This is a genomic window from Aggregatilinea sp., assembly GCF_036822615.1.
Taxonomy (GTDB): domain Bacteria; phylum Chloroflexota; class Anaerolineae; order Aggregatilineales; family Aggregatilineaceae; genus Aggregatilinea.
Map to the genome: position 1 here is coordinate 1 of NZ_DAISHJ010000189.1, position 5,967 is coordinate 5,967.

Consider the following 5,967-nt stretch of genomic DNA (forward strand, 5'->3'; position numbering starts at 1 on the left):
GGTTACGCGCTGCCCACGGCGACGATCCGCCTGTGGGAAGCGGGGCATCCCGTGCCGGACGAGGCGGGAATGTCCGGCGCGCGGCACGTGGTGGATCTGCTGCGCGAGGCTGGCGCGCGCGATCTGGTGCTGTGCCTGATTTCGGGCGGCGGATCGGCGCTGCTCACGCTGCCGGTGGAGGGCGTTACGCTGAGCGATATCCAGGCGCTGACCCAAACGCTGCTGCGCTCCGGCGCACCGATTCAGGCGATCAATACGCTGCGCAAGCACCTGTCGCAGGTGAAGGGCGGGCAACTGGCGCGGCTGGCGCACCCGGCAACCGTGGTGTCGCTGATTCTGTCGGACGTGGTGGGCAGTCCGCTCGACGTGATCGCGTCCGGGCCGACCGTGCCGGATACGACTACTTTTGCGGATGCGCAGGCGATTCTCGACCGGTACGGCATCCGTGAGGCAATTCCGGCGTCGATCCGGCAGCACCTGGAGGCGGGCGCGGCGGGGCAGGTGGAAGACACACCCAAGCCGGGCGATGCGGCGTTGGCGCGCGTGCAGAACGTGATCGTGGCGGACAATGCCGTCGCAGCGCGGGCCGCGCAGACGCGGGCCGACGCGCTCGGATTTCATACCCTGCTGCTCTCGACGTTCGTCGAGGGCGAAGCGCGCGAGGTGGCGAAGGTCGCCGCGGCGCTGGCGAAAGAAGTCGCCAGCAGCGGGCACCCGGTTCCGCGCCCGGCGTGTTTGCTGATGGGCGGCGAGACAACCGTCACGGTGCGCGGTGACGGCAAGGGCGGGCGCAATCAAGAGCTGGCCCTGGCGGCGGCGCTGGAGATCGCGGGGTGGGGTGATATCACGATCGCGGCGCTGGCGACGGACGGCAGCGACGGCCCGACGGATGCGGCGGGCGGGCTGGTGGACGGATCGACGGTGGCGCGGGGCGATGCGAAAGGGCTGGCGGCGCGTGCTGCGCTGGCGGCTAACGACGCGTATCCTTATCTGGAAGCAGTCGGGGATCTGCTGGTGAGCGGCCCGACCAACACCAACGTCAACGATCTGACCGCAATCTTCGTGTTTGACGCGCCGGAATCGGGAAAATGAGCGGCATCGTTCCCGGCATGGCGGGCGATTGTCCACCGATTGCATGGCGCTTGCCTTGGGGCGGACAACTTGCCCCAAACAATGTTAACATATACCTGTGAGAACCATGAAAATGGAGGCTATGATGAAAGCTTTGCGTTGGATGCTGCCTTTGGCGGCAGCAGTGTTGGTATTGGGTGGCGTATTTTGGGCATCGCAGGGTCAGTTGGCGTTTGCCCAGGGGGGGACAGAAGAACCGGCGGACGACGAAGGTCCGGGTCCTGTTGTGTTTGCATCCGACCGGCTGGGAAATTATGACATTTTTGTGCTCAATCCTCAGACCGGGCAGCTTGACCAATTGACCGACGATCCCGGCATGGATATCGAGCCGGTCTGGTCGCCGGATGGCGAGTACATTGCGTTTTCGTCCGACCGTGACGGCGATTTTGAGGTCTACGTGATACGCGCCGACGGGACGGATGTGGTCAAACTGACCGGTAACGAGGCGGAAGACCGCGAGCCGAAGTGGCAGCCCAACGGCGAGTGGCTGACCTACGTCTCCAACGCGAACGGCCAGTGGGACGTGTTTGTGGTCAGCGCGGACGGCGCGGAAGTTCGCCAGTTGACGAACGACGTCAACGACGAGCGCATCCCGGGCAGCGGCGGCACGGCGGAAGCGGGCGAAACACCCGAAGCCCCGGCGGCAGAAGCCACCGCGACCATCGCCGCACCGACGCCGACCGTGCCCGTGCCGGATGGTACGGTGAACACGCCGCGCCTCAACATGCGCTCGAACCCGGGCGAGGGCGCGTCGGTCCTGGCGCAGCTTTCGCAGAGCGACCCGGTTGATGTAGTGGGTCGCCTCGCGGACAACTCCTGGCTGCAGATAGTCGCTTCCGGCACGACCGGATGGGTATACGCGCCGTACGTCACGCTGACGATCGATTTGGGCAGCGTGCCGGTCGTGAACGCGCTGTACATGCCCGCGCCGACCGCGACGCCCGTGCCGCCGACGGCGGTTCCGGTCACGACGATTCCGCCGACGTCTGCTTCTGCCACACCCGTGATCTCCTTCACGGTGGATCGTACCACCATCACCAGCGGCGAATGCGTGAACTTCTCGTGGTCCACGGCCAACATTCAGTCCGTGTACTTCCAGGGCACCGGCGTGGTCGGTGTTGGGACGCAGCAGGTGTGTCCGACCGCCACGACGACCTACGAACTGCGCGTTATCCTGCCGAACGGCTCCGCCGATCCGCGCTACATCACGATCACCGTTTCGTAGCGCAGATTCGTTTCTGAGATCCAAAAGGGCCAGCGTCACACACGCTGGCCCTTGTTTTTTCGGAGTAGAGTTCAGGTGACTATCGTTCCAGGATGGAAATCCTACCATTTCCGTTCCCGTTGCTGCCGCGCGTCATCGCCTGCGTCAAGCGGCGGTACTGATCCATGTCTGCCTTCGCCAGCCGCTCGTCGCCGGGCTGGTTGCGCTGAAGGTAGGTGAGGTGTCGGTTATAGTAGGCTTCCGCGTAGTAAGGGTCCAGGTGCAGGACGTGCGTAAAGTCGCGGATCGCGTCATCGTGCATCGCCAGCTTGTTGTAGGTGATGCCGCGATTGTGGAACGCGTTCGCGTCCTGCTCGTCGAGGCGGATGGCTTCGTCGTAATCCGCCAGCGCGGCGTTGAGCTGCCCCAGCTCGTAATGCACGTTGCCCCGGTTGAAGTAGGCAAGCCCGAACTCAGGATTGAAGTGCAGCGATCGGTTGAAGTCGTCCAGGGCGTCTTGTAAGCGCCCCAGGGCGTGATAGAGCACGCCGCGATTATGGTACGCGTTCGCGTTTTCCGGCGCGAGGCGGATCGCTTCGTTGTAGTCGTTCAGCGCTTTTTGTTCGCTGCCCAACGCGAAATAGGCATCCCCCCGCGCCAGATAGGCCAGCCCGTCGGCGGGGTTCAGGCGGATCGCCTGCATGAGATCGTCGATGGCTGTCTCGTAATTGCCGAGCAGGCTGTACACGATGCCGCGTCCCCGGTACGCTTCGTCCAGGGTATCGTCCAGCCTGATCGCCTGGCTGTAGTCCTTCAGCGCGTCCTGGTTGCGGCTCATGGCCTCGTAAATCTTGCCGCGCACCAGATAGATGGTCGGGTCCGAGGGGGTGAGCAGCACCGCGCGTTCCAGGTCACGCAAAGCGTCGGCGTACTGGCCCATCGCAAAATAGATCGTGCCGCGCATCCCTTCGGCGGGCGTGCCGTTGGGATCGATGCGGATCGCGGCAGAATAATCGTCCAGCGCGCGCGCGGAATCGCCCAGTAGATCGTAGGTGAGGCCGCGATAGTAGTAGGCTTTGGCGTGCGCGGCGTCGTTGCGGATGGTCTCGGAAAAACTTTCCAGCGCGCGCTCGTGCTCGCCCTGGGTGCGCAGAATCATGCCCTGATAATAATAGGCTTCGGCCATGCCGGGATCTTCACGGATGGCGGACTGGAAGTCTTGCAGGGCGCGCTCGGTATGATTGAGCTGGAGGTAGGACACGCCGCGGCTGTAGTAGGCCAGGGCGCTGCTGGGGTCCAGACTGAGCGCGCGGTTATAGCACTTGATGGCGGTGGTGTAATCGTAGCTGCGGAACGCGACGTTGCCCTGATCGATGGCAAGCGTCGCGGTGCGCGGGTCGCGCTGGGTTGCGTTCAGGTACGACAGTAACTTTTTTAACGCGCCGGTAACATCGCTCGTAAAATCAATCGTTGGGTACTTTTGTAAATTGTAATGCACCGGCTGGCGGTCGCGCAGTGCGATTAAAATCGGCTTATCATGCGAAATGAAATGAAGCCACTCACTTTCGACCTCGCTGGTGGCTTCGGCGGCTTTGGACCACACTAAAACCATGTGCGAACACGAATGCAGCGCGCGGTTGATCGCCTGGTGCCAGCGCTCGTTTTGTCCCACGTCGCGCTGGTCGATCCAGGCGCTTTGACCGGCTTTCCGCAGCTCATCATAAAGTTGGAGCGCAAAGGCACTGTCTTCGTTCGCGTAGTTAATGAAAATATAGGCTGTCGATAATTCGGTCTCCATTGTCTACCCCTATTTGCCGAACCCCGCGCAGCCTTTCCCTGTGCGTCATACTCTCTGCCCCCGCAGAGGTGCCAGCCCGGTTACCGGGATGATCCGCGACGCGCGCTTCCGGCGATCACCCGCTTTTAGTTCACTACATCAAAAAAAAAGTCGAGCACTCCAGGTACATGATAGATCGCCAGGAATATTAAGAAAAGTACGAGTAGCAGGCCGTAAATGAAGCGCCGGGTGACGTGGAACCAGCCGTAGAAGCCGCCGTTGTCGTCCGGCTCGATATGGATGCTGTAGCTGTCGGTCAGATCGTCGACGAAGGAGTTGGTGTAGTCGGGATTGAACCCATACGCCGCCCCGTTGCCATAATTGGGACTTTTGCCATTGTAACCGCCTCCGCCGAACTGGGCAGGCGGCTGGTTGATCACGCCACGCTTGGACGGCTGTGAGCCGCCCATCAACCCGGTGAGCGCCTCAACGAGCTGTTCGAGATAACCGCGCAGGCGCGGATCATCGGCGGCCATTTCGGTGATGCGCTTCGTGTCGTAAGAATCATTACCATCCGGCAGCGCTTCGTATTCTTCTGCGAGTCGGGTGAGGTGCGCAGGCAGTTCCAGCCGGTTGGAATGATGAATGTGCGGTGGAGAATAACGACTCTTAGGCATGGCAGCTTTGCTCCTCGTTTGATCGGGCTACATCAGGGTAAGGACTGAAAGTGCGCCGAGCGCAGAAATAAACGCGCCCACGACCAACAGCAGTCGACTGAGCACCAGGCGCTGCGAGGCCGCGTGAGGATCGTTGCGGATGACGCTGACATTACCATCGGCATCCACACATACCTTATGCGGAACGTCCAGCGGGTTGCGCTGGTCAAGAATAGGACAGACGGTGGCAACTGCGATACGACGATCGGCCAGATAGGTGAGGTCGGCCAGGTAGCCGCCCTTCAGGGTGCGCGCGATTTGCAGCGCCCGCTGCTGCTGCTCCGCCGGGGTGAGAGATTCGGCGTCGGGCAGCACAGTGGTGATGTCCGGCTCGGTGGCAAGCGTTGCAAACGTGACCGTGAGGGGCGAAGGAAGCAGTGTGCGGCTGTTGAAGGTTGGATGGTTGCGCCGCATGGCGCTGTCTTGCATCAGGCGCGCACGTGCAGCAGATGCCGCGCCTTTTTTACCGTAAGCTGGTAAGGTATTAGACGTAAACATGCCGCATTCTCCCCCACAACGCCTAGCTGATCGACCCCTGTAATCGAATTACAGCCTGAGCACCTGACCAGTAGTGCTCGGCGGAACGACTCATGTAAATGTGCTGCTGAATCACACAAGCATGGGCCGCGATGAGTTGATGTTGAGTAGCTGGTTCCCACCCCGCGTGGAGACAGCCGTGTTTAAGTTGGTTAGAAAATGCAAACAAATCAAACCGTAAACAAATTATCTATACTTTCAGGATGCTTGTCAACCAGATTGGGCAAAATGTCAAAAAGATTCACGAAATTCGGTTAATAATAGGACCATTTTGATCTTAATGCTTTATATCATCACGTTAATCGTTGCTAGTAACTATTCAGTGTAGCATATATTCAGATAAAATGGTAGTCGGCCCGACAGGATCTTGATCGATTCCGCTGCTGAAAGCATAAACACTATTTGTATCAAGGAAAATTTACAAATTGCATAGTTATGGTGGAATCCTGGTAGTAAGCCCCTTTCCACGGCGGGATTGCGGTGTTTTCAGAGGGCAGATGAGGGAAGAATCCACGGTTATGAAGGTTAAGTTCACGTTATAATGGCGCGCACATCAACTGCGCGGCACCGCGAGGAGGTCACGGGAATGCACAGCTTACAGG

General features: G+C 60.3%; 5 protein-coding genes. 2 read left to right on the forward strand and 3 right to left on the reverse strand.

All coding sequences use genetic code 11. The features are described from left to right. Positions 1-1,092 (forward strand): glycerate kinase type-2 family protein (locus V7116_RS25085; RefSeq protein WP_324394741.1); only part of this gene is annotated, 1,092 nt, incomplete at its 5' end. A gap of 124 nt (positions 1,093-1,216) precedes the next feature. Beyond that, complete coding sequence (locus tag V7116_RS25090) at positions 1,217-2,356, forward strand: SH3 domain-containing protein (protein WP_324394742.1); 1,140 nt, start codon at positions 1,217-1,219, stop codon at positions 2,354-2,356. 79 nt (positions 2,357-2,435) lie between these two features. Here the strand turns inward: V7116_RS25090 and V7116_RS25095 are convergent, their stop codons facing one another. The 3 genes from V7116_RS25095 to V7116_RS25105 form a co-directional block, all read right to left on the reverse strand. Further along, positions 2,436-4,133 (reverse strand): tetratricopeptide repeat protein, encoded by a 1,698-nt coding sequence (locus V7116_RS25095; protein ID WP_324394743.1) that lies wholly within the window; start codon positions 4,131-4,133, stop codon positions 2,436-2,438. Positions 4,134-4,258: 125 nt separating this feature from the next. Further along, positions 4,259-4,789 (reverse strand): hypothetical protein, encoded by a 531-nt coding sequence (locus tag V7116_RS25100; RefSeq protein WP_324394744.1) that lies wholly within the window; start codon positions 4,787-4,789, stop codon positions 4,259-4,261. A 27-nt stretch (positions 4,790-4,816) separates the two neighbouring features. Continuing rightward, a complete protein-coding gene (locus V7116_RS25105) occupies positions 4,817-5,326 on the reverse strand; it encodes a hypothetical protein (RefSeq protein ID WP_324394745.1) in 510 nt (169 codons plus the stop codon). Positions 5,327-5,967 lie beyond the last annotated feature (641 nt).